The following is a 24,187-nucleotide window of genomic DNA, read 5'->3' as shown; positions in this document are numbered from 1 at the left end:
CGGGTCGCGGCTCCGTGGAGCGGTGGCCCGCCGTCGCCGCGTCGGTCGAGCTGCGCCCATGACACGAACGCTGAGCCTCACCCAGGCACGCCGCATCGCGATCGCGGCGCAGGGCCTGGACCGCCCGCGCCCCCCGGTCGTGGTGATGCGGCACGTCAGCGGCACCGTCGAGCGGCTGGGGCTTCTCCAGATCGACTCGGTCAACGTGCTCGCCCGGGCGCACCTGCTCCCGCTCTTCGCGCGCCTGGGGCCCTACGACACCGCGCTCGTCGACCGTGCCGCGGGCCGGGCACCCCGGCGCATCGTCGAGGCCTGGGCGCACGAGGCCTCCTTCGTCCCGGTCACGACCTTCCCGCTCGTCGCTTGGACCCGACGGCGCTGGGCCGGGATGGACCCGGTGGCGCTGGAGGAGCGTCACCCCGGCCTGCTGCGGGCGGTGCGGGACATCGTCGCCGAGCGCGGCCCGCTCACCAGCCGGGCCGTCGAGGCGTACGTCGAGGACCACCACGCCCAGCGCTCCGACGGGTGGGGGTGGCGGTGGAGCGCGGCCAAGGTGGCACTCGAGACCCTCTTCGACGCCGGCGAGCTCACCGCCGCCCGCCGCAACGCGCAGTTCGAACGGGTCTACGACCTCACCGAGCGGGTGCTGCCCCCTCACGTCCGCTCGCTGTCCCCACCGGCGCCCGAGGACGCCACCCGCGAGCTCATCCGCATCGCCGCCCGCGCCCACGGGATCGGCACGGTGCGCTGCTTCGCCGACTACTTCCGGCTCGGCAGCCGCGCCACCCAGCAGGCCGTCACCGAGCTCGTCGACTCCGGTGAGCTGGTGCCCGTCACGGTCACCGGGTGGGACCGCCCCACGTGGCTGCACGTCGGGGCCCGCGTCCCGCGCCGGACGGCGGCCCGGGCCCTGCTCGCCCCCTTCGACCCCCTCGTCTTCGAGCGGCGCCGCCTCCTCGAGCTCTTCGGCATGCACTACCGGATCGGGATCTACACGCCCGCCGACCGGCGCACGCACGGCTACTACGGGCTGCCCTTCCTCCTCGGGGACCAGCTCGTCGGGTGGGTGGACCTCAAGCACGACCGCCGGGCGGGGCGGCTCCTCGTGCGGTCCGCCGTCGCGGAGCAGCCCGCCGGCCGGTCGACGTGGCCCGGGCGTGCCGTCGTCGTCGGGGAGCTGGCCGCAGAGCTCACGACGATGGCGACCTGGCTGGGGGCCGACGCCGTCGTCGTCGCCGACGACGCGGGTGGTGACCTGGCGCGTCCGCTCCGGGCGGAACTCGACTGACTTCGGCGGGCGAGCCAGGACGCTTACGATGGACGGCAGGCGTGCGCGGAGTCTGCGCGCCCGACGCCGTGCAGCGGCGCCGACTGTCGAACCGGGAGTGGAACCGCGTGCGAATCCTCAACAAGATCCTGCGCATGGGCGAGGGGCGGATCCTCAAGCAGCTGTCCGCGATCGCCGACCAGGTCAACGCGTTGGAGGAGACCGTCAGCGGCCTGACCGACGCCGAGCTGCGGGCCGAGACGGACCAGTTCAAGGAGCGACTAGCCGCCGGCGAGACGCTGGAGGAGATCCTGCCGGAGGCCTTCGCCACCGTGCGGGAGGCCGCCCAGCGCACGCTCGGGCAGCGACACTTCGACGTCCAGATCATGGGTGGTGCCGCGCTGCACCTCGGGAACATCGCCGAGATGAAGACCGGTGAGGGAAAGACGCTCGTCGCGACCCTGCCCGCGTACCTCAACGCGCTCACCGGCAAGGGCGTGCACGTCGTCACGGTCAACGACTACCTCGCCGGCTACCAGGCCGAGCTCATGGGGCGCGTCTACCGCTTCCTCGGGCTGACCACCGGTGTCGTGCTCTCCGGCCAGCGGCCCGACGAGCGGCGAGCGCAGTACGCGGCCGACATCACGTACGGCACGAACAACGAGTTCGGCTTCGACTACCTGCGCGACAACATGGCGTGGTCCACCGCCGAGCTCGTCCAGCGTGGCCACAACTTCGCCGTCGTCGACGAGGTCGACTCCATCCTCATCGACGAGGCCCGCACCCCCCTCATCATCTCCGGGCCCGCGTCCGGCGACTCGAACAAGTGGTACGCCGAGTTCGCCCGCCTCGCGACACGCCTCAAGCGCGAGACCGACTACGAGGTCGACGAGAAGAAGCGCAACGTCGGCGTGCTGGAGCCGGGGATCGAGAAGGTCGAGGACTACCTCGGCATCGAGAACCTCTACGAGTCGCTCAACACCCCGCTCATCGGCTTCCTCAACAACGCGCTCAAGGCCAAGGAGCTCTTCAAGCGCGACAAGGACTACATCGTGCAGGACGGTGAGGTCCTCATCGTCGACGAGCACACCGGTCGCGTGCTGGCCGGGCGCCGCTACAGCGAGGGCATGCACCAGGCCATCGAGGCCAAGGAGGGGGTGCAGATCAAGGCGGAGAACCAGACGCTGGCCACGATCACGCTGCAGAACTACTTCCGGCTCTACGACACCCTGTCCGGCATGACCGGTACGGCCGAGACCGAGGCCGCCGAGTTCTCCAGCACGTACTCGATCGGCGTCGTGCCGATCCCGACGAACCGGCCGATGCAGCGCATCGACCAGTCGGACCTCATCTACAAGAACGTCCAGGCGAAGTACAAGGCGATCGTCGAGGACATCGTCGAGCGCCACGCCAAGGGCCAGCCGGTCCTCGTCGGCACGACGAGCGTGGAGAAGTCCGAGGCGCTGTCGGCGCTGCTCAAGCGCAAGGGCGTCCCGCACGAGGTGCTCAACGCGAAGAACCACGCGCGAGAGGCCACCGTCGTGGCCATGGCCGGCCGCAAGGGCGCCGTCACGGTCGCCACCAACATGGCCGGCCGCGGGACCGACATCATGCTGGGCGGCAACGCCGAGCACCTGGCCGTGGAGGCGATGCGTCAGCGCGACCTCGACCCGGAGGAGAACCCGGAGGAGTACGAGGCGGCCTGGCCCGAGGTCCTGGAGCAGGCCAAGCGGTCCGTGGCCGCCGAGCACGAGGAGGTCGTCGAGCTCGGCGGGTTGTACGTCCTCGGCACCGAGCGCCACGAGTCCCGCCGCATCGACAACCAGCTCCGTGGCCGCTCCGGCCGGCAGGGCGACCCGGGTGAGTCCCGGTTCTACCTGTCGATGGAGGACGACCTCATGCGGCTGTTCAACTCCGGGCTCGCCATGCGGGTGATGGACGGCTCCGCCTACCCCGACGACATGCCGCTCGAGGCGAAGATCGTCTCCCGGGGCATCGCCTCCGCGCAGGCGCAGGTCGAGGGGCGCAACTTCGAGATCCGCAAGAACGTCCTCAAGTACGACGACGTCCTCAACCGGCAGCGCACGGTCGTCTACGACGAGCGCCGGCGGGTGCTCGAGGGCGAGGACCTGCAGGAGCAGGTCCAGGGCTTCCTCGACGACGTCGTCGGCTCGCTCGTGCGCGAGTACACGCTGGCGCCGGACTCGGGTGAGTGGGACCTGCACGCGCTGTGGACGGAGCTCAAGGCGCTCTACCCCGTGTCGATCACCGCCGAGGACGTCATCGAGGAGGCCGGCGGCCAGAACCGGCTCACCGCCGAGATGCTCGTCGAGGAGCTGCGCTCCGACATCCACCTCGCCTTCCAGCGCCGCGAGGAGGAGCTGACCCCGGACGTCATGCGCCAGCTCGAGCGGCGCGTCGTGCTCTCCGTGCTCGACCGCAAGTGGCGCGAGCACCTCTACGAGATGGACTATCTCAAGGAGGGCATCGGCCTGCGGGCGATGGGCCAGCGCGACCCGCTCGTGGAGTACCAGCGCGAGGGCTACCAGCTCTTCCAGGCGATGAATGAGGGCATCAAGGAGGAGGCGGTCCAGTACCTGTTCAACCTCGAGGTCAAGGTCCAGCAGCCCGGTGAGCCCGACGGGCAGGCGCCAGCCGGGGTGACGGCCGACGCCGCGGCGCAGACCGCCGCCGGCGCGCGTCTGGGTGCGACGGCCGGGAACGGCCTCGCACGTGACGGCGCGGCGCCTGAGGGTGCGGCGGGTGGCGGTGCCGCTCGCGAGGGCGCGGCAGGCGACGGCGCAGCAGCACAGGACGCGGCCAAGGTCAGCGGCCGGAGGGCGGGTGCCAAGTCGGTGACCGCCAACCGGGGTGGTGGAGCAGAGCTCGCCGCCGCGGCGCGCGAGGCCGCGAAGGCCGAGGACACGCCGTCCGCGTTCGGTGGCGGCCCGCAGATCGTCGGGCTCGACGAGCCGCAGCGGCCCTCGGCGCTGACCTACTCCGCACCGTCGGCCGACGGTGACAACCGCACGACGGTGCGCACCGAGGGTGCCAAGGGCAAGGCCGCCGGGAGCGGTGACGCGGCCGTGGAGGCTGCCGCCTCCGGCAGCGGGAACCGCGAGGCCCGGCGCCGCGCCGCCAAGGCCGCCAAGAAGCGCCGCTGACCCACTGCCCGGCCGCCGGTCCCCACGGGGCCGGCGGCCGAGTCGTTCCCGCCCTGCGGCGCCGGTCCGGCGGTTCGTCCGGGTGAGCCATGCCTCACCGGTCGCGGAATACTCCGTGGCCGGGGCTCGTTAGGGTCGATGTACATGCAAATGCATCGATCTGAGGGGTTGTCTCCATGCAGTTCGGAATCTTCACGGTCAGCGACGTCACGACCGACCCGACGACGGGGCGCACCCCGGACGACACCGAGCGGGTCCGGGCGATGCTCCGGATCGCGGAGCACGCCGACCAGGCGGGGCTGGACGTCTTCGCCACCGGCGAGCACCACAACCCGCCGTTCGTGGCGTCCTCGCCGACGACGATGCTCGGCTACCTCGCCGGTCGGACGAAGAACATCACCCTGTCCACGGCCACCACGCTCATCACGACGAACGACCCGGTGAAGATCGCCGAGGACTACGCGATGCTGCAGATCGTCAGCGAGGGCCGGATGGACCTCATGATGGGTCGCGGCAACACCGGGCCGGTCTACCCGTGGTTCGGCAAGGACATCCGTCAGGGCGTGAGCCTGGCGATCGAGAACTACGCGTTGCTGCGCCGGCTGTGGGAGGAGGAGGTCGTGGACTGGCAGGGCAAGTTCCGCACCCCGCTGCAGGGCTTCACCGCCACGCCCCGCCCGCTCGACGGCGTGCCGCCCTTCGTGTGGCACGGGTCCATCCGTACCCCGGAGATCGCCGAGCAGGCCGCCTACTACGGCGACGGCCTCCTGCACAACAACATCTTCTGGCCCATCGAGCACACCGAGCGCATGGTCCGGTACTACCGCCAGCGCTACGAGCACTACGGCCACGGCCGGGCGGACCAGGCGATCGTCGGGCTCGGCGGCCAGTTCTTCGCCCGGAAGAACTCGCAGGACGCGTGGAACGAGTTCCGCCCGTACTTCGACAACGCACCGGTGTACGGGCACGGGCCCTCGATGGAGGACTTCACCAGCCAGACGCCGCTGACGGTCGGTTCCCCGCAGCAGATCATCGACCGCTACGCGACGATGCGGGAGCACGTGGGCGACTACCAGCGCCAGCTCTTCCTCATCGACCACGCCGGGCTCCCGCTCACGACCGTGCTCGAGCAGATCGACATCCTGGCCGAGGACATCGTGCCGGCCCTGCGCGAGATCAACGAGTCCAGCCGCCCGGCCCACGTGCCCTCCGACCCGCCGAGCCACGCCCAGCGGGTGGCGCAGGCGCGAGCCGACGGCACGGCCGCCGGCCAGCACGTCGCCGGCGAGGACCGCTGGACCGGTCGCACCGCCGAGGACGACGCCGCCGCGACCGCCGCACGCGGCGCCTCTCTCGGCCGCTGAACACGACCCGCAGGAAGGAACCCTCATGAGTACACGCACCATTGCCGTCGTGTCGGCCGGTCTCGGCCGGCCCTCCTCCACCCGCATGCTCGCCGACCGGCTCGCCGGTGCCGCGACCGCGGCGCTGGCCGAGCGCGGCGTCGAGGCGGAGGTCGTGACCTTCGAGCTGCGCGACGTCGCGCACGACGTCACCAACGCCATGCTTACCGGCTTCCCGACCGGTGACCTGCGTGGGGTGCTGGAGACCGTCACGGGTGCCGACGGACTCATCGCCGTCACGCCGATCTTCACGACCAGCTACTCCGGCCTCTTCAAGTCCTTCCTCGACGTCGTCGACAAGGACGCACTCACCGACATGCCGGTGCTCATCGGGGCGACCGGCGGCACGCCGCGCCACTCCCTGGCCACCGAGTACGCGATCCGCCCGGTGTTCACCTACCTGCACGCCGACGTCGTGACGACCGCTGTCTTCGCCGCGACGGACGACTGGGCAGGCGAGGGGGACGACGTCAACCCGCTGCCGAGCCGGATCCGTCGGGCGGGGACCGAGCTGGCGGAGAAGATCGCCGGCCGTCCCGAGTCGGGTGAGGTGCCCGACGAGTTCGCCGACGTCCCGTCGTTCGCGGAGCTGCTCGGCCGCTGACCGGGCGGGAGCACCTCCGGTGAGGCGCCGGCGGCGCTCTGGCGCCGGTGCGGCGTGCGGCCGGGCGTGGCCGGACCAGCACCGGTGGCTACCCGATCTCCAGGGCGGTGGCCCGCCACCGCCCGCGATGGCACTCGACCCGGACGGCCGCCGCCCGGATCCGTACGCCGTCGTGCACGACGACGGCTGCCTCGTGCACTCCCGGCCGGACCTCGCAGCACCGCACCCGGCGCACCCGGGCGCACAGCGCGGGGTCCGGCCGACCGAGCACCCGCACGGCGAGGCCGGCACGCCGGGCGAGCGACTCGTAGAGCTCCGCGCTGAGCCAGCGGGCGAGCTGCGCCGTCGGACGGCTGCCGGTGAGCACCTCGACGGCGGCCCGCGCGAGCGTCGCGGCCCACGGCGCCACCGGGGGAAGGCCGGCGAGGTCGCTCGGTGACGGGTCGACGGCCTCGGCCGGCGTCTCGGCGCTGAAGCGGACCCTGTCCCAGGTGCGGGTGGCATCCGGGCCGCGCGCCGGTGCCGGGGCTGCGGGGCGGACCGCGGGAGGTGCGAGCGTCGTCTGGGCGGTCATGTCGTGTCCTTCAGTCGGGGGCCAGGAGCGTCTGGCCCGGGTGGATGAGGTCGGGGTCCGCGCCGATGACGGTGCGGTTCGTCTGGTACCACCGCGGCCACTCGGCCGCGACCTCCGAGGGAGTCGCGCACCCGCCGAGGTGCGTCGCGGCGATCGCCCACAGCGAGTCGCCCGGGCGCACGACGTGGTGGCCGACGGTGGCCGTGCCCGCGTCGGCAGGCCCGGACCGGACCACCTCGGCGCGGACGGTGTCTGGGCCGGCGGCCGGTGGACGTTCCGTGCCGACGGCCGGCTCGTCCGCGGCGAGCGGCGGGACGGGTGCAGGGCTCCGGGCGGTCGACGGCGAGGTGCCCGCGTCGGTCGCGTCGGGGTCGCCGGGACGGTCTCGCGCAAGGTCCCGCTCGAGGGGGACGAGTCCGGGCCGGAGGTCGAGCGGGACGGCGTCGTCCGACCACGGCGGCGCTGACGGGCTTGCGGGTGCGGGCGGGTCCAGCGCGCCCGCGGCCGCCGGGAGGCCCGCCAGCGCGAGTCCCGCCCCCACACCCACCACTGCGGCGCGGCGCAGGACGGGAGCGCCGACGCGGCCGACGACGGCTCGCAGGCGCCCCGCCGCCGGCCGGGTGAACCTGCTGGGAAGCAGGAGGTCGGCGAGCAGCAGCATGAGGGCGGTGACGCCGTACCAGAGTGCGACCAGCGCCCCGGTGGTCGCCGCTCCAGCCGCCACCACGTCCTCGACGCGGGACGGCGCTCGGCCGAGGATCTCCGCTGCCCAGGTGCCGAGCAACCAGGCGGTGGCCAGGCAGGGCGGTGCGAGGGTGGCGGACCCCAGGATCCACATCGCTCGGCTCCTCGGATGGTGACGCTTGATGCTGTTTGATGACGCTTGATGTGCTGTGGCACACATCGTGCTGCCGCCGCGCCCGCGTGTCCAGTGGGCCGGCGAGGGATGTGGACGGCGCCTGGTCGCGCCCGTCTGGGCGCCACTACCGTGGGGCCATGCGCTGGGAGTCCCTCTTCGACGACCTCGAGAACCAGTTCGCGCAGGCGGCTCGTGCTGTCGACGACGAGGAGGTCCTCGACCTCACCGAGGCCGAGATGGCACAGGTCCCGCTCATCGACCGCCTGCGCGCCCGGCACGGGCAGGACGTCACGCTCCGGCTGGCCGACGGCAGCGACGTCCATGGCACCGTGGTCGACGTCGCGGTCCAGTGGCTGCTCGTCGCCGACGGCTCGCGGCGGGTCCTGGTGCCCGCGGCGTCCGTCGTCGCGGCTCGGTCACTGGGGCACGCGGCCCCCCGGGCGCCCGTGGTCGAGCGGCGGCTGCGCCTGACGCACGTGCTGCGCGCGCTGGCCAGGGAGGGCTCCGCCGTGGTCGTCCGGACGACGGCGGGCGACTACCGCGGGACCATCACGCGCGTCGCGGCCGACCACGTCGACGCCGAGACCGACACCGGCACCACCGTCACCGTGGCCCTCGCGCACGTCCTCGCCGTGCTCACGCCCTGAGCGAGGGCGTCAGTCGGTGGGCTCCTCCGCGCCCGCGACGACCGACCGTGTGCGGGCGTACTGGCGCTGGATGTAGTCCTCGAGGACGACGGCCTCCACGCGCCACATCCCGCGCCCACCGACCTGGATCGCGGGCAGCTCGCCGGACCGGACGAGTGAGCGAGCCTGAGCGACGGAGATCGAGAGCTCTTCGGCGACGTCCGCGAGCGTGAGGAAGCGGGCCATGCCCCACAGTCTCTCACCGCCTGCAGCGCCGTCGCCGCAGGCTGTGCACAACGAGGACGCGGCACATCGCTGTGGAGAACCTGCCCACGACAGGCGCGGAGGGGGCACCATAGGCCCAAGCACGTCGAGGGGGGAGCCCGATGAGCGAGGACGGCGCGCAGCGTCTGCGGCGCCCCGGCTGGCGGGACCCGCGGCTGGGGGTCGGGATCCTGCTCGTCGCTGCCTCGGTCGCGCTCGGCAGCTGGGCGGTCGCCCGGGCGGATCGCACCACCGACGTGCTCGTCGCGGTCGAGGCGCTCACCCCGGGCGACCGGCTCGCCGACGCGGAGCTGCGCGCACAGGCGGTCCGGCCGGACGGGTTGGGCGACACCTACCTCTCCGCCGACGCCGATCTGCCTGGTGATGCGGTCGTCACCCGCGTGGTCGGAGCCGGCGAGCTCGTCCCCGCCGGCGCCGTCGGCAGGGCCGCCGACGTCGACGTGCGCCCCGTCGTGGTCCCGATGAGCGGGACACCGCCGAGCGGGGTGGTCGAGGGTGCCGTCGTCGACCTGTGGCTCACGATGCCCTCGGCGCCGGGGGAGCCGGAGGACGCCGAACCGCAGGCCCCGGAGGTGCTCGCCGAGAGCCTCGTCGTCGCCGACCTGCTCGAGACCGACACCCTGTTCGCGGGAGCGGGAGGGTCGGCTGTGCAGGTCCTCGTGCCCCAGGGTGCCCTGCCCGCGGTGCTCGGTGCGCTCGCGGGCGACGGGGAGATCGTCGTCGTTCCGGTGCCCGGCGGCGGCCCGTGACGACCGGCGTGCTGCTGGCGCTGACGGGGCCCGAGGAGGCGGAGCTCGTCTCGCTGCTCGACGCCCCGGACACCGGGCTGCAGGTGGTACGCCGGTGCGCGGACGTGCCCGAGGTGGTGGCCGCCGGGCTCGCCGGGCTCGGCTCGGTCGCGGTGATCTCGGCCGACCTTGCGGGGGTGGACCGGCCGGTGCTGCGCCGGCTCGCGGGAGCGGGCGTCCGTACCGTCGTCGTGGCGCCCGCGGAGGACGTGGCCCGCTGCCGGGCGCTGGGGGCGTCCGTCGTCACCGAGGCCGAGCTCGGCGCGCGCGAGTGGGCGGGCGTCGTGGGGGACCTGGCCCGCAGCGAGCGTCCCGACGAGCCGGCGGGGCCGCCGCCCGAGACCCCGGCCGAGGACGCGTCGGCTCCGCGGGGTCGCCTCGCCGTCGTGTGGGGGCCGCGTGGCTCTCCGGGGCGGACCACCGTCGCGGTCAACCTCGCCCACGAGCTGTCGGGCCGCGCCCGCACGCTCCTCGTGGACGCGGACACCGAGGCCCCGAGCGTCACCCAGGCGCTCGGCGTCCTCGACGAGACGGCCGGCATCGCGGCCGCGGCGCGACTGGCCGGGGACGGGCGGCTCGACGCCGACGCGCTACGGTCCCTCGCGCGCCGGGTGGGACGAGGTCCGCGGCTGCTCAGCGGCCTCACCCGCGCCGACCGGTGGCGTGAGCTGCCCGCGGCGTCACTCGACGTCGTGTGGGACGGGGCGCGGGCGCTCGCCGAGTGGAGCGTCGTCGACGTCGGTGCCGGGATCGACGACCCCACCGGAGGCTTCGCCGCCGGGGTGGCGCCGAGACGGCACCAGGCGACCCTGTCCGCGCTGGCCGCCGCCGATGTCGTCGTCGTCGTGGGCGCGGCCGAGCCGGTCGGGATGCACCGCCTCGTCATGGCCCTCCAGGAGCTCACCGAGGCGGGGGTGTGCGTGCCTCACGCGCAGCGGATCGTCGTGGTCAACCGGGTGCGTGGCTCCGCTGCGGGGGCGAACCCCGAGCAGGCCGTCATCGAGTCCCTCGCACGCTTCGCCGGGGTCACCGACCCGCTGCTCGTCCCGGACGACCGCCCCGCACACGACCGCGCCGTCCTGCGCGGTGCCGTGCTGGCGGAGGTGGCGCCGGGCAGCCGCTCGCGTGCCGCGGTGCAGGAGCTGGCGGACCGCCTCCTCGGATCTCCGGTGGCGCGCCGACCCGGGCGTGGTCGCCGTCGGGGCGGGCGCCGCACGGCCGCGCCCGCTGGACCGCCGGCAGGGGCCCGGTGACGACCTGCCCACGGGTGGCGGACGTGATCATCGGTCGCTCCTCGGCGCGGGAGGAGGCGGGTTCGGTGTCCGGTGCGGGAGAATGCCGCTATGCGGATCTATCTCCCGGCCACGAGCGCCGACCTCAGCCGACCGGCAGGGGTCCCGCCGCGCTGGGGACACGCCGTGACCGCCGAGTTGCGCCGCGCCCTGCCCGACGAGGAGGAGGAAGCCCTCGAGGCCACCGCCATGATGGCCGCTGCGGACGAGAGCATCGTCCACCTGCGAGCGTCCTCCTCTGCCGTGCCGCGCAGGGTCGTCATCGCCGCCGACATCTCCGAGTCGGCTGTCGTCGTCCCCGAGCGGGCACGCCCGTGGCGGGTGGGTGACGACCAGCTCCCCAGTGCCGTCGACGTCCGGATGACGGTGCCGTGGGCGGACGTGGCGAGCATCCACGTCGACGGTCCGGCGGCCACCGAGGACGTCGCGGCGGCCGTGGACGACGACGACGCGCTCGACCGCGCCGCCGAGCACGACCTGCTCTGGCACGACATCGTCGAGCGAGAGGTGCTGGCGCGCGAGCTCCGGCGGTGACACCGGGCGGCTGCGCGCAGCGGATCAGGCACGCACGGTCAGCGTCGAGGCCCCCGAGGGTGTCCGGCGGACCTCGATGCGCTCGGCGATCCGCTCCTTGAGCTCGCTCACGTGGCTGACGATGCCGACGGCGCGTCCGCCGGCCTGCAGCCGCCCGAGCTCACCCAGCACCCCGTCCAGGGTGTGTGGGTCCAGGGACCCGAAGCCCTCGTCGACGAAGAGCGTGTCGAGCGAGATCCCTCCGGCCTCGCTGGTGACCACGTCCGCGAGCCCGAGGGCCAGGCACAACGAGACGTAGAAGGTCTCACCACCGGACAGGGTGTGCGGGTCGCGGGACGCCTCGGTGACGTGGTCGTGCACGGCGAGACCGAGCCCGGCCTTGCGCGTGCGTCCCTCCCGCTCGTCGATGCGGTGGAGCGCGTACCGGCCGTCGGACATCGCGGCGAGCCGCTCGTTGGCCGCGGCGACGACGTCCTCGAAGCGGCGGAGCAGGACGTAGGTGGACAGCGTGGTGGACCTGGCGTTGCCCTCGCCGGCCGCGGCGAGCTCGCCCATCCGCAGGACCGGTGCGGACTCCTCGGTCACCGTGCGGTGGCGCGTGAGCACACCGACGAGGGAGGACCTGCAGCGGTGCAGGCGGGCGTGTGCGTCGGTGGCACGGCCCGCTGCCTCGGTCGCGGTGATGAGCGCGGCGTGACGCTCCTCGTGCGCGGCCTCGGCCGCCGACACCGCGGGGACCTCCTCGCCCGTGAGGGCGGCGATCGCGGCCTCAGCCAGGCCGTCGCGGACCCGTGAGGTCGCGGTGGCATGGTCCGCGACCTCACGCTCGAGCTCGGCCATCCGCGCGGCCGGCAGCCGGGCGGCGGCCGCCTCGGCGGCGCCGGCGAAGCCGGTGTCCTCCAGGGCCTGCGCGAGCGTGTCCAGCGCCTCCCGCCGGCGTCGGCCGGCCTCGTGCTGCGCCTCGCGGGCGCGGACGAGGCGCTGCGCGACCTCGAGCCGGCCCTCGAGCCGGTGGACCCGCTCGGCGACGCTCGGGGCGTCGGCCGCCGCGCCACGGCAGCGGGCGCGGTCCGCGTCGAGTGATGCCCGGACGCCCCGCAGCTGCTCCGTCACGGTCGCGACGGCGGTGTCCTCCTGGGCGACGCCGTCCCGGAGGCGCTCGGTGTCGGCGTCGAACGCGGCAAGCTCCCGCTGCCGCAGCTCCGCGAGGTGAACGGCCTGACGTGCGTCGGCAAGGTCCTGCTCCGCGACTGCCAGGGCCTCCTCGGCCTCGGTGAGTGTCGCGCCACCGGCGGCGTCATGCGCTGCACGGAGGCGAGCTTGGGCCTGCGCCCGCTCCTCACGGGCGGCGGTGAGGACGCTCTCTGCCTGCTGCCGACGTTCCGCGGCGGCCTCGACGTCCTCGGCGGTGGCGTCCTCGGGGGAGCGGGGCGCGGGCGCGGGGTGCTCCGTGCCGCCGCACACGGAGCAGGGCGACCCGGGCCGCAGCTCGGCCGCGAGACTCCCGGCCATCCCGGCGATCCAGCGTCGACGTACGGCGTGCTCCTCGTCGGCGGCCGTGGTCGCGCCGAGGGCCGCGGCGGCGACGGCGCGCTCGGCCGACTCCAGCTCACCCTGGCGGTGCTCGACCGCGCGGGCGGCATCGCGCACGGCACGGCGGTTCGCGGCCGCGGACTCGGCGGCGGGGACGGTGAGGGCGGCCCGTTGGATGCGGTCCAGTGCCGTGGCGAGCTTCTCCCGCTCGACGGGGCGGGCAGCGAGGTCGAGCCGCCGGCTCGCGAGCGCCGTGCGCCGGGCGCCGAGCGCGTCCTCCTCCTGGTCGAGCGCCACGGCGCGAGCGGCCAACGTCGTCTCGAGCCGGCGGAGGTCGACGAGCCCGCCCAGCTCGGCGGTCAGCTGGTCGCAGACACCCGTGACGTCCGCGAGCTCGAGCTCGCTGAGGTCGGCGTCCGGGCCGGAGGAGGTGGCGCCGCAGATCTCCGCCAGCGCCCGGTCGGCGTCGGCCACCGCGGCCTGCGCCGCCTCGTGGCTGCGCAGCGCACCGGCGGCCTCGGCGGCCCGGCGGGCAGCGGTCAGCTCCTCGCGGCGGGCTGCAACGGCCGCCTCCCGCTCGGCCAGGGTCGCCTGCTCCGCCAGCAGGGAGCGGCGGCGGCGGACACGCTGCTCCAGGTCCCGCTGCGCGTCGAGAACGGCCTGGGCGGCGCGTTCGGCGGCCCGGGCCTCCTCCTTCGAGGCCTCGGCGGTGCGCTCCTCCTCCGCGGCGCGCGCGAGGATCGACGCGGTGACCTCCTCGAGAGTGGCGGCGTCGAGCTCTTCGGCGGCCTGCCGGAGGGTGGGGACGGCGGGGTCCTCCTCGGGCAGCAGCGAGGTGAAGGTCGCGACGGCGGTGGTGACCTCCTGGCACGCGTCGGCCACCGCGCGTCTCGCGGCGCGCGCCATCTCCGTGAGCCTGTCCTGCACCTGCTGGTAGATCGCGGTGCCGAAGACGTCCTGGAGCACGACGGCGCGCTCGTCCGGCTTGGCCCTCAGGAACGTGGCGAAGCGTCCCTGGGGCAGGACGACGGTCTGCGTGAACTGGACCCGGTCGAGGCCCACGATGTGCCGGATCTCCGTGCCGACCTCCTGGGCGGAGGTCGCGAGCGGCTCCCCGCCCTCGTCCGTGGCCGACTCCAGGCGCCAGAGCCGCGCCGTGGCGTTCTGCTTGGTCGTCCCCTCACCGCGTCGCTTGGGACGCTGGAACGCCGGGGTGCGCCGCACCCGGAAGACCCCCGCACCGGTGGAGAAGACGACCTCGATGACCGGTTCGACTCCGCGAGCGTGGGCCGAGGGGAGCCGGTCGTCCCGCGCGGGGCTGCCCAGGGTGCCGTAGAGCCCGAAGGTGATGGCGTCGATGAGGGTCGACTTGCCCGCTCCCGTGGGCCCCTCGAGCAGGAAGAGGCCGCCTGCGGAGAGCTGGTCGATGTCGACCTCGTGCCGCTCCGCGAAAGGCCCGACGGCCTCGAGGGCGAGACGGTGGATGCGCATCAGGCGCTCCTCTCCGCTGCGAGCGCGGTCTCGTACGCCGCTCGCAGCACGGCCGCCTCCGTCGCGCTCGGGGCGGCTCCGGTGACGTCGTGGACGAACTCGGCGGCCACCTCGAGCGGGTCGCGCGCCGCCGTGACGGCGCGCGGGGGGCCTCCGGTGAGGGGCACGGCGGGCCGGTGCTGGACGACGAGCGCGTGCGGGAAGCGCGCCCTCACCCGGGCGTAGAGGTCACGCGGGCGGGCGGAGTCGGTCACGGCCACGCGCACCCAGTCAGCCGCCTGGGCGTCGAAGCGGGCGGAGAGGAGCTCCTCGAGCGTGCCCGTGGCGTCCGAGAGCCGCCGCGGGCACGGCGTGGGCACGAGCTCGACGTGCTCGACACCGTCGGCGCCGAGCTCGAGGAGCACGCTGGACTTGGTGTGGTGCATCTCGGAGAAGGAGTAGGCGAGCGGGGAGCCGGAGTAGCGGGCCAGGGGACCGCGCTGCCCGTCGGTGAGGGCAGGACCGACACGCTGCGGTCCGTGGAGGTGTCCCAGGGCGAGGTAGTCGGGTGCGACGTCGTCGGCGGTTCCCGCGGTGAGCACGGACAGCGGCACCGAGTCCACGCCACCGACCCGGATGTCGCGCTCCGACTCCGAGGCCTCCCCGCCGACGACGAAGGCGTGGGCCATGACGACTGCGGGGCGCCGTGGACCGTCGGCCCGGCGGCGGCCGAGGTCATCCCGCACCCGGCGCATCGCTGCCGCGGCCACCGCCTCGTGGGACCGCGCAGGCAGCGCGGGGTCGCCGTCGTCCTCGGTGGGCGGACCGGCGAGCCGGTGGCGGGTGGTGTCCGGGTCGAGGTAGGGCAGGGCGTAGACGAGCGCGGCGGACCCGCCGTCCGCCGACGCGAGCTCCACGGGGGTCGCGAGGTCCTCGACGCGGGCCCGGACCGTGAGGCGGTCGCGGAAGAGGGGTGCGGCGAATCCCAGGCGGGTGGCGGAGTCGTGGTTCCCGGGGGTGAGGACGACGCGGGTGAGCTCGGTGAGCCTCAGCAGCGCGTCGGTGAGGAGGTCGACGACGACGACGGGCGGGATGGCGCGGTCGTACACGTCACCGGCGACGAGGACGGCGTCGACCTGCTCCGCGCGCACGACCTCGACGAGGTGGTCGAGGAACGCAGCCTGGTGCTCGACCAGGTCCACCCCGTGCAGTGTGCGCCCGAGGTGCCAGTCGGAGGTGTGCAGGATGCGCATGTCCCGACGGTAACCGCGGCCACCGACATCGCCCGGGACGCTGGCGACGGGGTGTCACTCACTGCGACGTGGGGAGCGCCGCCGGCGTCGCCACCACGGGCGCCGGTCACCGGGCCGAGGGGTGGTCCCGTCCTCCGGTGGGGACCCCGGAGCGGCGGCCTCGCGTCCCGCGCGCCACTGGGCGACGACGGCGTCGACGTCGGCCGGTGCGACGGGCAGGACGGGTCCGGAGGGTGTGCGGATCCACGCGGCGACCCGCGCGTTGACCTCACGCACCGCGGCACGCACGGCGTCCTCGTCGCTCAGGTCGCGCACCGTCTCGGGCAGGGCGGCGAGCTCCCGGCGCAGCTGCAGCGCGGGCGGGAGCAGGCCGTCGGTGGGCAGGTCCTCGCTGCGCAGCTTCTGCCGGATCCACCAGTCCTCGTCGAGCGGCCTGTCGAGGCCCGGCAGCGGTTTGCCCGCACCGGGGAGGTTGTCGAAGGCGCCGCGCTCCTCGGCCTCCCTGATGAGCCGGTCGACCCAGGTGTGCACCGGCACGTCCGCCGGCTTGCGGTCGGTCATCCCCCCAGCGTGCCAAGGCGCCCGCGTGCGGGCTAGTGCAACTCCTCGACGAGGACTAGCGTTCGCCCCACCCGGTCGAGGAGGACGTCATGGACCAGGCGCCCTGGGAGCCGCCGCTGGCCGGCACGGAGGCCGAGCACGTGGTGGGCTCGCTCGAGCGGATGCGTGCCAGCTTCCGGTGGAAGGCCGACGGTCTGGACGCCGACCAGCTGCGCCGTCGCGTGCTGCCGACGACGGAGCTCACGGTCGGCGGCCTCCTCAAGCACCTCGCCGTCGTCGAGGACGACACCTTCGCCTGGCGTCTCGCCGGCCACCCGCCCGAGACCTGGCTCCTCGCCCCGGAGGGGCAGGACCCGTCGTCCTGGCAGTTCACCGCGGGCCCCGAGGAGACGGCGCAGGACCTCTACCGGCTGTGGGAGGACGCGGTGGGCAGGTCGCGGGAGCGGCTCCGGGGGGCCCTGGCCGACGGCGGCCTCGACCAGCCCGCCCACCTCGAGCACGAGGACGGCCACCCCAGCCTGCGGCGCCTCGTCCTCGACCTCATCGAGGAGTACGCCCGGCACACCGGGCACCTCGACCTGCTCCGCGAGGCCATCGACGGGCGGGTGGGGGACGACCCCCCGCCGGACTGGCCGATGCTGCCCGCCGACGACGCGGGCACGGCGACCGCGGGAACGGCGGGCTAGTCCGGCGGCGACGGTTGACGGCGCCAGCCCGACGGCGTCGGCCGATCCGGCGGTGCGGCCGGCGGGCTGTCACCCGGTTCGTCGCCCCTTTCGATCGTCCTCCGCCCCTCTGAACACCTCCGGATGAGCGAGATGGGCGACCCACCGGAGATGGCCCTGCTCCACCGGGCGTCCCCGCGCACCGGGTGTCGGCGACCTCGGCGACGGCAGGACGGCAGGACGGCGGGCCGGGCTCAGCTCGTCGGGCGGCCGGCCATGGCGTTGCGTGCGACGTCCGCGATGATCGCGGCCAGCTCGCCGGGCCGTGACCACATCGGCCAGTGGCTCGTCGGGAGGTCCACCCAGGTGATGTCACGGAGCTCGCGGATGCCCGCCAGCCACGCCATGCCCTCCTGCGCCGCGTACTGCTGGTACTCCGCGGCGGAGTAGCTGGTGCAGACGATCGTCGTGGGCACCTCACGCCGGGCGTCGTCGGACAGCGTCACCCCCTCCCGGACGACCGCTCCCGGCTGGGGGACGGCGCGGTCACGGAAGGTCTGCAGCTGCTCCGGGCTGAGGCCGTCGAGGTTCTCCTCGGCACTGAGCTCCTCCCAGTCCAGTGGCATCTCCTCGCCCTGCACCTCGGGGTTCATCGCGCCGACGCCCGGGGCGGTGTCGACGTAGACCATGGCCGCGATCCGGTCGGGGACCCGGTCGCTCACCGCGTACCCGGGGAAGCCCGCGCCGCTGTGGACGACCAGAACCGGCGGGCGCTCGGCCGCCTCGACCGCCTCACGGATCGCCGCGACGTGGTCCTCCATGGTGACGCGGCCGCGGTTTCGGGCATCGGGGGACAGGCCGGGGAGGGTGAGCGCACGGGCCTCGACCCCGGCGTCCCGCAGCTCCTCGACGACCTCGTCCCAGGCCCACGCACCGAGCCAGAAGCCGGGGACGAGGATGACTGGGGCAGGGGCGGTGGGCGCATCGTGCGACATGGCGTCTCCCTCGTCGGCGTGCGTCGAGGGTAGTGCTCGGGTCCCGCCCGCGGCTAGGAGTCGGCGGGGTCAGTCCGCCTGGGCGGTGAGCATCTCCAGCACCTCGTCGTGGAGGGTGCCGTTGGTGACGACGGCGTTGCCGCCGAACGGCCCCGGAGCCCCGTAGAGGCTGGTGAACCGGCCGCCCGCCTCGGTGACGATCGGGACGAGCGCGGCCATGTCGTAGACCTCGAGCTCGGGTTCGGCCGCGAGGTCCACGGCGCCCTCGGCGACGAGCATGTAGGACCAGAAGTCGCCGTACGCGCGGGTGCGCCAGCACCGCTGCGCGAGGTTGAGGAAGGCCCGCAGCCGCCCGGCCTCGGCCCACCCGTCGAGGGAGGAGTAGCTCAGGGAGGCGTCCTCGATACGCGACACGCTGGAGACGTGGAGCTGACGCGCGGTGGACAGCGAGCGGCCGGTCCAGGCCCCGGAGCCAAGGGCCGCCCACCAGCGGCGGCTCAGTGCCGGTGCGGAGACGACACCGAGCACCACCTCGTCGTCCTCGACCAGCGCGATCAGCGTGGCCCAGACCGGGACACCGCGGACGAAGTTCTTCGTCCCGTCGATGGGGTCGATGATCCACTGGCGCTGCGAGTGGCCCGTGGTCCCGAACTCCTCGCCGAGGACGGAGTCGCGGGGACGGGTGCGACGCAGCTGCGACCGGACGATCTCCTCGGCGCTGCGGTCGGCGTCGGAGACGGGCGTGAGGTCGGGCTTGGTCTCCACCACGAGGTCCAGCGCCTGAAACCGCGCCATCGTCTGGGCATCGACCTGGTCGGCGATCACGTGGGCCAGGCGCAGGTCGTCGTCGTACCGAGGCCGGGAAGTGGGCATGGCTGCCACGCTAACCGCGCGGGCACAGCCGGGGCGGGAAGCGCGCCGGGCGCCCGGCGCGCTCAGAACTCCGCGGCGGCGCTCGCCGTCCGGGAGGACAGCAGCCGTCGGAACGACTCCAGGCGCGCCTCGCCCGCGGGTCCGCCGTCGCCGCGTGCCACCCACGCGTCGAGCTCGCAGTCCGGGGAGTCCTCCTCGTGGTCACAGCCGCGCGGGCACTCGGCGGCCACCTCGGCGAGGTCCGGGAACCCGCGCAGCAGGTCGTCGGGGCCGACGTGCGCGAGCCCGAAGGAGCGCACACCCGGGGTGTCGATGACCCAGCCCCCGCCGGGCAGCTCGAGCGCCACCGCCGAGCTCGACGTGTGCCGTCCCCGACCGGTCACCACGTTGACCACGCCGGTGGCCCGGTGCGCTCCCGGGACGAGGGCGTTGATGAGCGTGGACTTCCCCACGCCCGAGTGCCCGACGAGGACCGACTCGTGCCCGGTGACCAGCTCGCGGACGGCGTCGAGGCCGCGGACCTCACCGTCGACGACGGACGTCACCAGGGCCGGGACCTCGAGTGCCGCGTACTGGGCGAGGAAGGGGCCGGCATCGGCGAGGTCGGCCTTGGTGAGCACGAGCACCGGCTGCATGCCGGCGTCGAAGGCCGCCACGAGGCAGCGGTCGACCATGCGCGGTCGCGGCGGCGGGTCGGCGAGCGCCGTGACGATGAGCAGACGGTCCGCGTTCGCGACGATGACCCGCTCGACGCCGGCCGCCTCGCTGTCCTCCGCGGAGCGCCGCAGCGCGGTCGTACGGTCCTCGACGCGCACGATGCGGGCGAGCGAGCCGGGCCGTCCGGTCGTGTCGCCGACGACGCGCACCCGGTCGCCGACGACGACGGCGTTGCGGGCACCGCGGCCCAGCTCGCGCGCCTTCATCGCCGCCAGCCGCATGCCGTCGGCGGTGAGCAGCGTGTACCGGCCGCGGTCGACGGCGAGCACCCGGGCCTCGGTGGCGTCCTCGTGCTGGGGGCGTTGCTTGGTGCGCGGGCGTGAACCGCGCTTGGACGGGCGGACGCGGACGCGTTCGTCGTCGGTGCCGATGTCCCGCTGCCGGCTCATCACCCCGTCCTCAGCCGCGGCGGCCCGTCGCGACCATGTCGGTCCACATCCGGGTGAAGTCCGGCAGCGTCTTGGCCGTCGTGGCGACGTCCACGACCTCGGTCCCCGGGACGCGCAGACCGACGATGGCGCCGAAGGTCGCCATCCGGTGGTCGTGGTAGGTCTCGAGGCGGGCGGGGTGCAGCTGGCCCGGCTCGATCTCCAGCCCGTCCGCCGTCTCCCGTGCGTTCCCCCCGAGGCGGGTGATCTCGGTGACCAGGGCGGCCAGCCGGTCGGTCTCGTGTCCCCGGAGGTGCGCGACGCCGCGCAGCCGGCTCGGTCCGTCGGCGAGCGTGCACAGGGCCGCGATCGTCGGGGTGAGCTCGCCGGCGGCGTGGAGGTCGACGTCCAGGGGACGGATGGAGCCGTTGCCGCTGACCGTCAGCCCTGCCGGGCTCAGCTCGACGGTCGCCCCCATCTGGACGAGCAGGTCCCGCAGGTGGTCACCGGCCTGTGAGGTGCGCGTCGGCCAGTCGGGGACCTGGACCCGGCCGCCCGCCACGAGCGCGGCGGCGAGGAACGGCCCGGCGTTCGACAGGTCCGGCTCGACCGGGACCAGCCCGCCCGCGACGGGACCGGGCTGGACCTGCCAGCGGGCGGGCTCGCCGTCGTCGCCGAGTGTGACGTCGACGACGACGCCGCGCTCGCGCAGGACCTCGACGGTCATCGCGGCGTGCGGCTGGCTGGGCATCGGGCCGACGCGGCGCAGGTCCAGCCCACGCGCGAGGCGGGGAGCGATGAGCAGCAGCCCGGAGACGAACTGGCTGGACGCGCTTGCGTCGACCGTCACGACGCCTCCCGGCAGGCCGCCGGTGCCGTGGACGGTGAAGGGCAGCGTGCCGCGGCCGTCGTCGTCCACCTGCGCGCCGAGGTCACGCAGGGCCTCGATGATCGGACCCATCGGGCGCTTGAGCGCCTGGGGGTCCCCGTCGAAGGTGACGGTCCCGTCGGCGAGCGCCGCGAGCGGCGGCACGAAGCGCATGACGGTCCCCGCGAGGCCGCAGTCGACCCGGGCCGGGCCACGGAGGGGGGCGGGGTCGATGAGAAGGTCCGGCCCGTCGGCGGCCGGTCGGCCGTCTGCGTCGACGTGCTCGACCCGCACCCCGAGGGCACGCAGGGCCTCGACCATGAGCGCCGAGTCGCGCGAGTGCAGGGGGCGGTGCAGCTGGGTGGGCTCGGCGGCCAGCGCAGCGAGCAGCAGGTAGCGGTTGGTCAGCGACTTCGAACCGGGAACCGGGACGACGGCGTCGAGCGGCCCGGACGCTACCGGTGCCGCCCAGGCGATGTCGGACGTGGTCTGGGTTGACATGCCCCCGAGGGTAGCGGGCGGGTCGCTCGGCCCGGACCCCCGGGGCGGGGTGGTCGTGTCAGCCGAGCTTCGCCCTGAGGTCGGCCTTGCTCTCCTTGGCGGCCGCCTTGAGCTCACGCAGGGCCGTCTTGTGGCCGCGGGTATTGGCGGCGCGCCAGGTGAGGGAGGGCTTGCCGTCCCTGTCGAGCCCGGCGATGAGCAGCCCTCCGACGAGGCTGGCCCCGGTGAGCAGGCCGCGCCGCATCTCCTTCTTGCGCTCCTTGCCCGTGGCGGTCCAGAAGGGGTTGTTGACGAGGGTCACCGGCACCGTGACCGCCGCGAGGGTGAGGGCGGCCGACCGCGGGTTGCGGTTGGTGGCCAGCATGAGGCCGGCGAGCGCGGTGATCCCGCCGCTCACGCGGACGAGCAGGCGCGTGTCCGAGGCGATCGAGGGCGGGATCCCGGCCTTCTCGAGGGCGGGCTCCACCTTGCGGAAGCGCTCGACGTGGGAGTCGGGGTGCAGCAGCGCGTCGACTCCGGACGCGACGAACGATGAGGCGAGCAGCGGGCGGGCGAGGCGGCGGGAGATGCTCATGGACCATTGCTACCGCAATCCCGGCCGTGCTGCGAGTGCTGTGGGTCACCCGCCTGCGACGGCCGCGGAGGCGCCCCGCGCCGCGCGCGTGCCGGGGGGACGCGCGCGGCCGTCCGTCGCTCCCACGCCCGGGGCGTCACGCGGTGGCCGGACACGGGAGTGCCCACCGGAATAGCGCGCCCGACCAGTCCGTTGGATCCGGTATGACCTTGCCGCCCCTCGTCCGTGCCGGCGGACCGCCGTCGGCCCGCAGCGCGCACTCCGGCCCGGGCGGACTAGGCTCGTGGGTGATGACCGAGGACCGAGATCTGGAGCGCGCACCCGAGACCGAGAGTGACGCGGACCGAGCGGCGCGCTTCGAGGCCGAGGCGCTGCCGTACCTCGACCAGCTCTACGGCGCCGCGATGCGGATGACACGCAACCCGGCCGACGCGGAGGACCTCGTGCAGGAGGCGTTCACCAAGGCCTTCGCCGCCTTTCACCAGTACCGGCCGGGCACGAACCTCAAGGCCTGGCTGTACCGCATCCTCACGAACACCTTCATCAACACCTACCGCAAGAAGCAGCGTCAGCCCCAGCAGTCGGACGCGGAGAACGTCGAGGACTGGCAGATCCACCGCGCCGCGTCCCACACCTCCACGGGTCTGCGCTCTGCGGAGATGGAGGCGATGGACCGGCTGCCGGACTCCGAGATCCGCGACGCCCTCATGGAGCTGCCCGAGGACTTCCGCATCGCGGTGTATCTCGCCGACGTCGAGGGGTTCGCCTACAAGGAGATCGCCGAGATCATGTCGACCCCCATCGGGACCGTCATGTCGCGGCTGCACCGCGGGCGCCGCCAGCTGCGTGAGCGGCTCGCCGACCACGCCCGGGACCTGGGAATGACAATCGAGGCGACACCGTGACCGACGAGAACCTGGCCGACCCGATCGCCGGCTGCAACTGTGAGGAGCTCCTCGAGCACCTCTTCGAGTTCGTCGACTCGGAGATGACCGACGGAGACCGTGAGCGGCTGCGCCGCCACGTCGAGGAGTGCCCGACCTGCCGCGAGGCCACGGACGCGGAGACCCGCATCCGGGTGCTGCTGCGTCGCTCCTGCCAGGAGGTCGCCCCCACCACCCTGCGGCTGCGCGTCCTCACCCAGATCAGCGTGCTGCGCTCCGGCGGCACGGTGCGCTGACCCCGGGCATGCGAAAGGGCCGGCCTTCCGGCCGACCCTTCCTGTCACGGTCTCAGGCGTTGGGGCGCTTACCGTGGTTCGCGCCGCTCTTGGCGCGTGCCTTGCGCTTGCGTCCGCGCTTGCTCATGTTGGCTCCCGGGGTTGTGCCGTTCCACCCGACGGGTGGGTTCACAGTCTCCTATTCTCGCACACGTGCCGCGTCGGCCGGCACCGGGCGGTGTCGCCGTGCCGGCGTGGCAGGGTAGGGCCATGCTCGCCGCCTACGCCGCCGGCCAGGACGCCTCGGACCCGCTGAGCGGGCTCGTCGTCGCCGACCTCGAGGACCCGGGGCCGCCGCACCCCGACTGGGTTCAGGTCCGTGTCCGCGCGGCAGCGCTCAACCACCACGACCTCTGGTCGTTGCGTGGCGTCGGGCTTCCCGCGGACCGACTGCCCATGGTGCTGGGCTGCGACGCGGCCGGCGTCGACGCCGAGGGCCGCGAGGTCATCGTCCACTCGGTCGTGGGTGACCCGCGGTGGCGCGGGGACGAGACGCTCGACCCCGCACGCACGCTCCTGTCGGAGAAGTACCCGGGAACCCTCGCCGAGACGGTCTGGGTGCCGCCGGGCAACCTGCTGCCCAAGCCGTCGGAGCTGAGCTGGGCGCAGGCCGCGTGCCTGCCCACGGCCTACCTCACCGCCTACCGGCTCCTCTTCCACGCCGCCGAGCTCCGTCCCGGGCAGCGGGTGTTGGTCCAGGGCGCCGGGGGCGGGGTGTCGACCGCCGCCGTCGTGCTCGGCCGGGCCGCCGGCCTGGAGGTGTGGGTGTGCGGACGGGACGCCGACCGGAACCAGCGCGCGCTCGACCTGGGCGCGCACGCCGTGTTCCCGAGCGGCGCGCGGCTGCCCGGACAGGTCGACGCCGTCGTCGAGACGGTGGGGGAGGCGACCTGGGCGCACTCGCTGCGCGTCCTGCGCCCCGGCGGGACGATCGCTGTCGCGGGGGCGACGAGCGGTGCGATGCCTCCCGCCGAGCTCAACAGGGTGTTCTTCCGGAGCGTGCGGGTGGTCGGCTCGACGATGGGCACGTTCGAGGAGCTCCGCCTCGTGGCCGCGCTGCTCGTCGTCTCGGGTGCGCGTCCGGTCGTCGACGACGTGGTCCCGCTCGCGGAGGCAGGCCGCGCCTTCGCACGCCTGGCCGAGGGGGAGGTCTTCGGCAAGCTCGTCCTGGAGGTGGCGGGCAGCTGACCGGCC

Annotated in this window: 24 protein-coding genes; 12 read left to right on the top strand and 12 right to left on the bottom strand. The window is 74.2% G+C overall.

The window, feature by feature from the left end; genetic code table 11:
• Positions 1–58: 58 nt before the first annotated feature.
• The 4 genes from VR894_RS14435 (at position 59) to VR894_RS14420 (ending at position 6,438) form a co-directional block, all read left to right on the top strand.
• Positions 59–1,288, top strand: coding sequence for a winged helix-turn-helix domain-containing protein (locus VR894_RS14435; RefSeq protein WP_324652630.1), 1,230 nt, complete (start codon positions 59–61; stop codon positions 1,286–1,288).
• A gap of 134 nt (positions 1,289–1,422) precedes the next feature.
• The gene (gene secA / locus VR894_RS14430) at positions 1,423–4,431 is read left to right on the top strand and encodes a preprotein translocase subunit SecA (protein ID WP_416380851.1); all 3,009 of its coding nucleotides are present in this window, start codon (positions 1,423–1,425) and stop codon (positions 4,429–4,431) included.
• Between the two features lie 176 nt (positions 4,432–4,607).
• Positions 4,608–5,795 carry an LLM class flavin-dependent oxidoreductase gene (locus tag VR894_RS14425; RefSeq protein WP_324652626.1) on the top strand — a complete coding sequence of 396 codons (1,188 nt, stop codon included), beginning with the start codon at positions 4,608–4,610 and terminating at the stop codon, positions 5,793–5,795.
• Between the two features lie 25 nt (positions 5,796–5,820).
• Complete coding sequence (locus tag VR894_RS14420) at positions 5,821–6,438, top strand: FMN reductase (RefSeq protein ID WP_324652624.1); 618 nt, start codon at positions 5,821–5,823, stop codon at positions 6,436–6,438.
• An 88-nt stretch (positions 6,439–6,526) separates the two neighbouring features.
• On the opposite strand, the gene VR894_RS14415 is transcribed toward VR894_RS14420, so the two are convergent.
• Positions 6,527–7,012, bottom strand: a complete 486-nt coding sequence (locus tag VR894_RS14415; protein ID WP_324652622.1) for an Rv3235 family protein — start codon at positions 7,010–7,012, stop codon at positions 6,527–6,529.
• Positions 7,013–7,022: 10 nt separating this feature from the next.
• Positions 7,023–7,850 carry a LysM peptidoglycan-binding domain-containing protein gene (locus VR894_RS14410; RefSeq protein ID WP_324652620.1) on the bottom strand — a complete coding sequence of 276 codons (828 nt, stop codon included), beginning with the start codon at positions 7,848–7,850 and terminating at the stop codon, positions 7,023–7,025.
• A 158-nt stretch (positions 7,851–8,008) separates the two neighbouring features.
• On the opposite strand from VR894_RS14410, the gene VR894_RS14405 reads away from it, so the two are divergent.
• Positions 8,009–8,518, top strand: coding sequence for a DUF2642 domain-containing protein (locus VR894_RS14405; protein ID WP_324652619.1), 510 nt, complete (start codon positions 8,009–8,011; stop codon positions 8,516–8,518).
• 9 nt (positions 8,519–8,527) lie between these two features.
• Here VR894_RS14405 and VR894_RS14400 read toward each other — a convergent pair whose 3' ends face one another.
• Complete coding sequence (locus VR894_RS14400; RefSeq protein WP_324652617.1) at positions 8,528–8,743, bottom strand: helix-turn-helix domain-containing protein; 216 nt, start codon at positions 8,741–8,743, stop codon at positions 8,528–8,530.
• Positions 8,744–8,883: 140 nt separating this feature from the next.
• Here VR894_RS14400 and VR894_RS14395 point away from each other — a divergent pair, with 140 nt between their 5' ends.
• The 3 genes from VR894_RS14395 (at position 8,884) to VR894_RS14385 (ending at position 11,396) form a co-directional block, all read left to right on the top strand.
• Positions 8,884–9,531 carry a hypothetical protein gene (locus tag VR894_RS14395; RefSeq protein WP_324652616.1) on the top strand — a complete coding sequence of 216 codons (648 nt, stop codon included), beginning with the start codon at positions 8,884–8,886 and terminating at the stop codon, positions 9,529–9,531.
• A complete protein-coding gene (locus tag VR894_RS14390) occupies positions 9,528–10,823 on the top strand; it encodes a hypothetical protein (RefSeq protein WP_324652615.1) in 1,296 nt (431 codons plus the stop codon). Before VR894_RS14395 ends, VR894_RS14390 begins: the two co-directional genes overlap by 4 nt.
• A gap of 90 nt (positions 10,824–10,913) precedes the next feature.
• Entirely contained in the window at positions 10,914–11,396 is a 483-nt protein-coding gene (locus tag VR894_RS14385; RefSeq protein WP_324652613.1) for a DUF6912 family protein, read from the top strand.
• A 24-nt stretch (positions 11,397–11,420) separates the two neighbouring features.
• Here VR894_RS14385 and VR894_RS14380 read toward each other — a convergent pair whose 3' ends face one another.
• Genes VR894_RS14380 through VR894_RS14370 form a run of 3 tightly spaced genes read right to left on the bottom strand, consistent with a single transcriptional unit; the run spans position 11,421 to position 16,213 of the window.
• Complete coding sequence (locus VR894_RS14380; RefSeq protein WP_324652611.1) at positions 11,421–14,420, bottom strand: SMC family ATPase; 3,000 nt, start codon at positions 14,418–14,420, stop codon at positions 11,421–11,423.
• Positions 14,420–15,652, bottom strand: coding sequence for an exonuclease SbcCD subunit D (locus tag VR894_RS14375; RefSeq protein ID WP_324652609.1), 1,233 nt, complete (start codon positions 15,650–15,652; stop codon positions 14,420–14,422). Before VR894_RS14375 ends, VR894_RS14380 begins: the two co-directional genes overlap by 1 nt.
• A gap of 54 nt (positions 15,653–15,706) precedes the next feature.
• On the bottom strand, positions 15,707–16,213 hold the full coding sequence (locus tag VR894_RS14370; protein WP_324652607.1) for a DUF1992 domain-containing protein: 507 nt from the start codon (positions 16,211–16,213) through the stop codon (positions 15,707–15,709).
• An 89-nt stretch (positions 16,214–16,302) separates the two neighbouring features.
• On the opposite strand from VR894_RS14370, the gene VR894_RS14365 reads away from it, so the two are divergent.
• On the top strand, positions 16,303–16,899 hold the full coding sequence (locus tag VR894_RS14365; protein WP_324652605.1) for a DUF664 domain-containing protein: 597 nt from the start codon (positions 16,303–16,305) through the stop codon (positions 16,897–16,899).
• Between the two features lie 233 nt (positions 16,900–17,132).
• Here VR894_RS14365 and VR894_RS14360 read toward each other — a convergent pair whose 3' ends face one another.
• The 5 genes from VR894_RS14360 to VR894_RS14340 form a co-directional block, all read right to left on the bottom strand.
• Positions 17,133–17,873: an alpha/beta hydrolase gene (locus VR894_RS14360; RefSeq protein ID WP_324652603.1), complete on the bottom strand. Its 741-nt coding sequence runs from the start codon at positions 17,871–17,873 to the stop codon at positions 17,133–17,135.
• Between the two features lie 69 nt (positions 17,874–17,942).
• Positions 17,943–18,746, bottom strand: a complete 804-nt coding sequence (gene hisN, locus VR894_RS14355) for a histidinol-phosphatase (protein WP_324652601.1) — start codon at positions 18,744–18,746, stop codon at positions 17,943–17,945.
• 62 nt (positions 18,747–18,808) lie between these two features.
• On the bottom strand, positions 18,809–19,852 hold the full coding sequence (rsgA, locus tag VR894_RS14350) for a ribosome small subunit-dependent GTPase A (RefSeq protein WP_324652599.1): 1,044 nt from the start codon (positions 19,850–19,852) through the stop codon (positions 18,809–18,811).
• A gap of 10 nt (positions 19,853–19,862) precedes the next feature.
• The gene (gene aroA, locus VR894_RS14345) at positions 19,863–21,200 is read right to left on the bottom strand and encodes a 3-phosphoshikimate 1-carboxyvinyltransferase (protein WP_324652597.1); all 1,338 of its coding nucleotides are present in this window, start codon (positions 21,198–21,200) and stop codon (positions 19,863–19,865) included.
• Positions 21,201–21,258: 58 nt separating this feature from the next.
• Positions 21,259–21,774, bottom strand: a complete 516-nt coding sequence (locus tag VR894_RS14340; RefSeq protein WP_324652595.1) for a DoxX family protein — start codon at positions 21,772–21,774, stop codon at positions 21,259–21,261.
• A 203-nt stretch (positions 21,775–21,977) separates the two neighbouring features.
• Here VR894_RS14340 and VR894_RS14335 point away from each other — a divergent pair, with 203 nt between their 5' ends.
• Positions 21,978–22,679, top strand: a complete 702-nt coding sequence (locus VR894_RS14335; protein WP_416380846.1) for a sigma-70 family RNA polymerase sigma factor — start codon at positions 21,978–21,980, stop codon at positions 22,677–22,679.
• On the top strand, positions 22,676–22,954 hold the full coding sequence (gene rsrA / locus VR894_RS14330; RefSeq protein WP_324652593.1) for a mycothiol system anti-sigma-R factor: 279 nt from the start codon (positions 22,676–22,678) through the stop codon (positions 22,952–22,954). Before VR894_RS14335 ends, rsrA begins: the two co-directional genes overlap by 4 nt.
• 52 nt (positions 22,955–23,006) lie before the next feature.
• Here the strand turns inward: rsrA and VR894_RS19135 are convergent, their stop codons facing one another.
• A complete protein-coding gene (locus VR894_RS19135; protein ID WP_416380850.1) occupies positions 23,007–23,081 on the bottom strand; it encodes a 50S ribosomal protein bL37 in 75 nt (24 codons plus the stop codon).
• A 122-nt stretch (positions 23,082–23,203) separates the two neighbouring features.
• On the opposite strand from VR894_RS19135, the gene VR894_RS14325 reads away from it, so the two are divergent.
• The gene (locus tag VR894_RS14325; RefSeq protein WP_324652592.1) at positions 23,204–24,181 is read left to right on the top strand and encodes a zinc-binding dehydrogenase; all 978 of its coding nucleotides are present in this window, start codon (positions 23,204–23,206) and stop codon (positions 24,179–24,181) included.
• Positions 24,182–24,187 lie beyond the last annotated feature (6 nt).

It is taken from the genome of Georgenia sp. H159 (genome assembly GCF_035607575.1).
Taxonomy (GTDB): domain Bacteria; phylum Actinomycetota; class Actinomycetes; order Actinomycetales; family Actinomycetaceae; genus Oceanitalea.
This window is presented reverse-complemented; position numbering and strand designations above follow the sequence as displayed.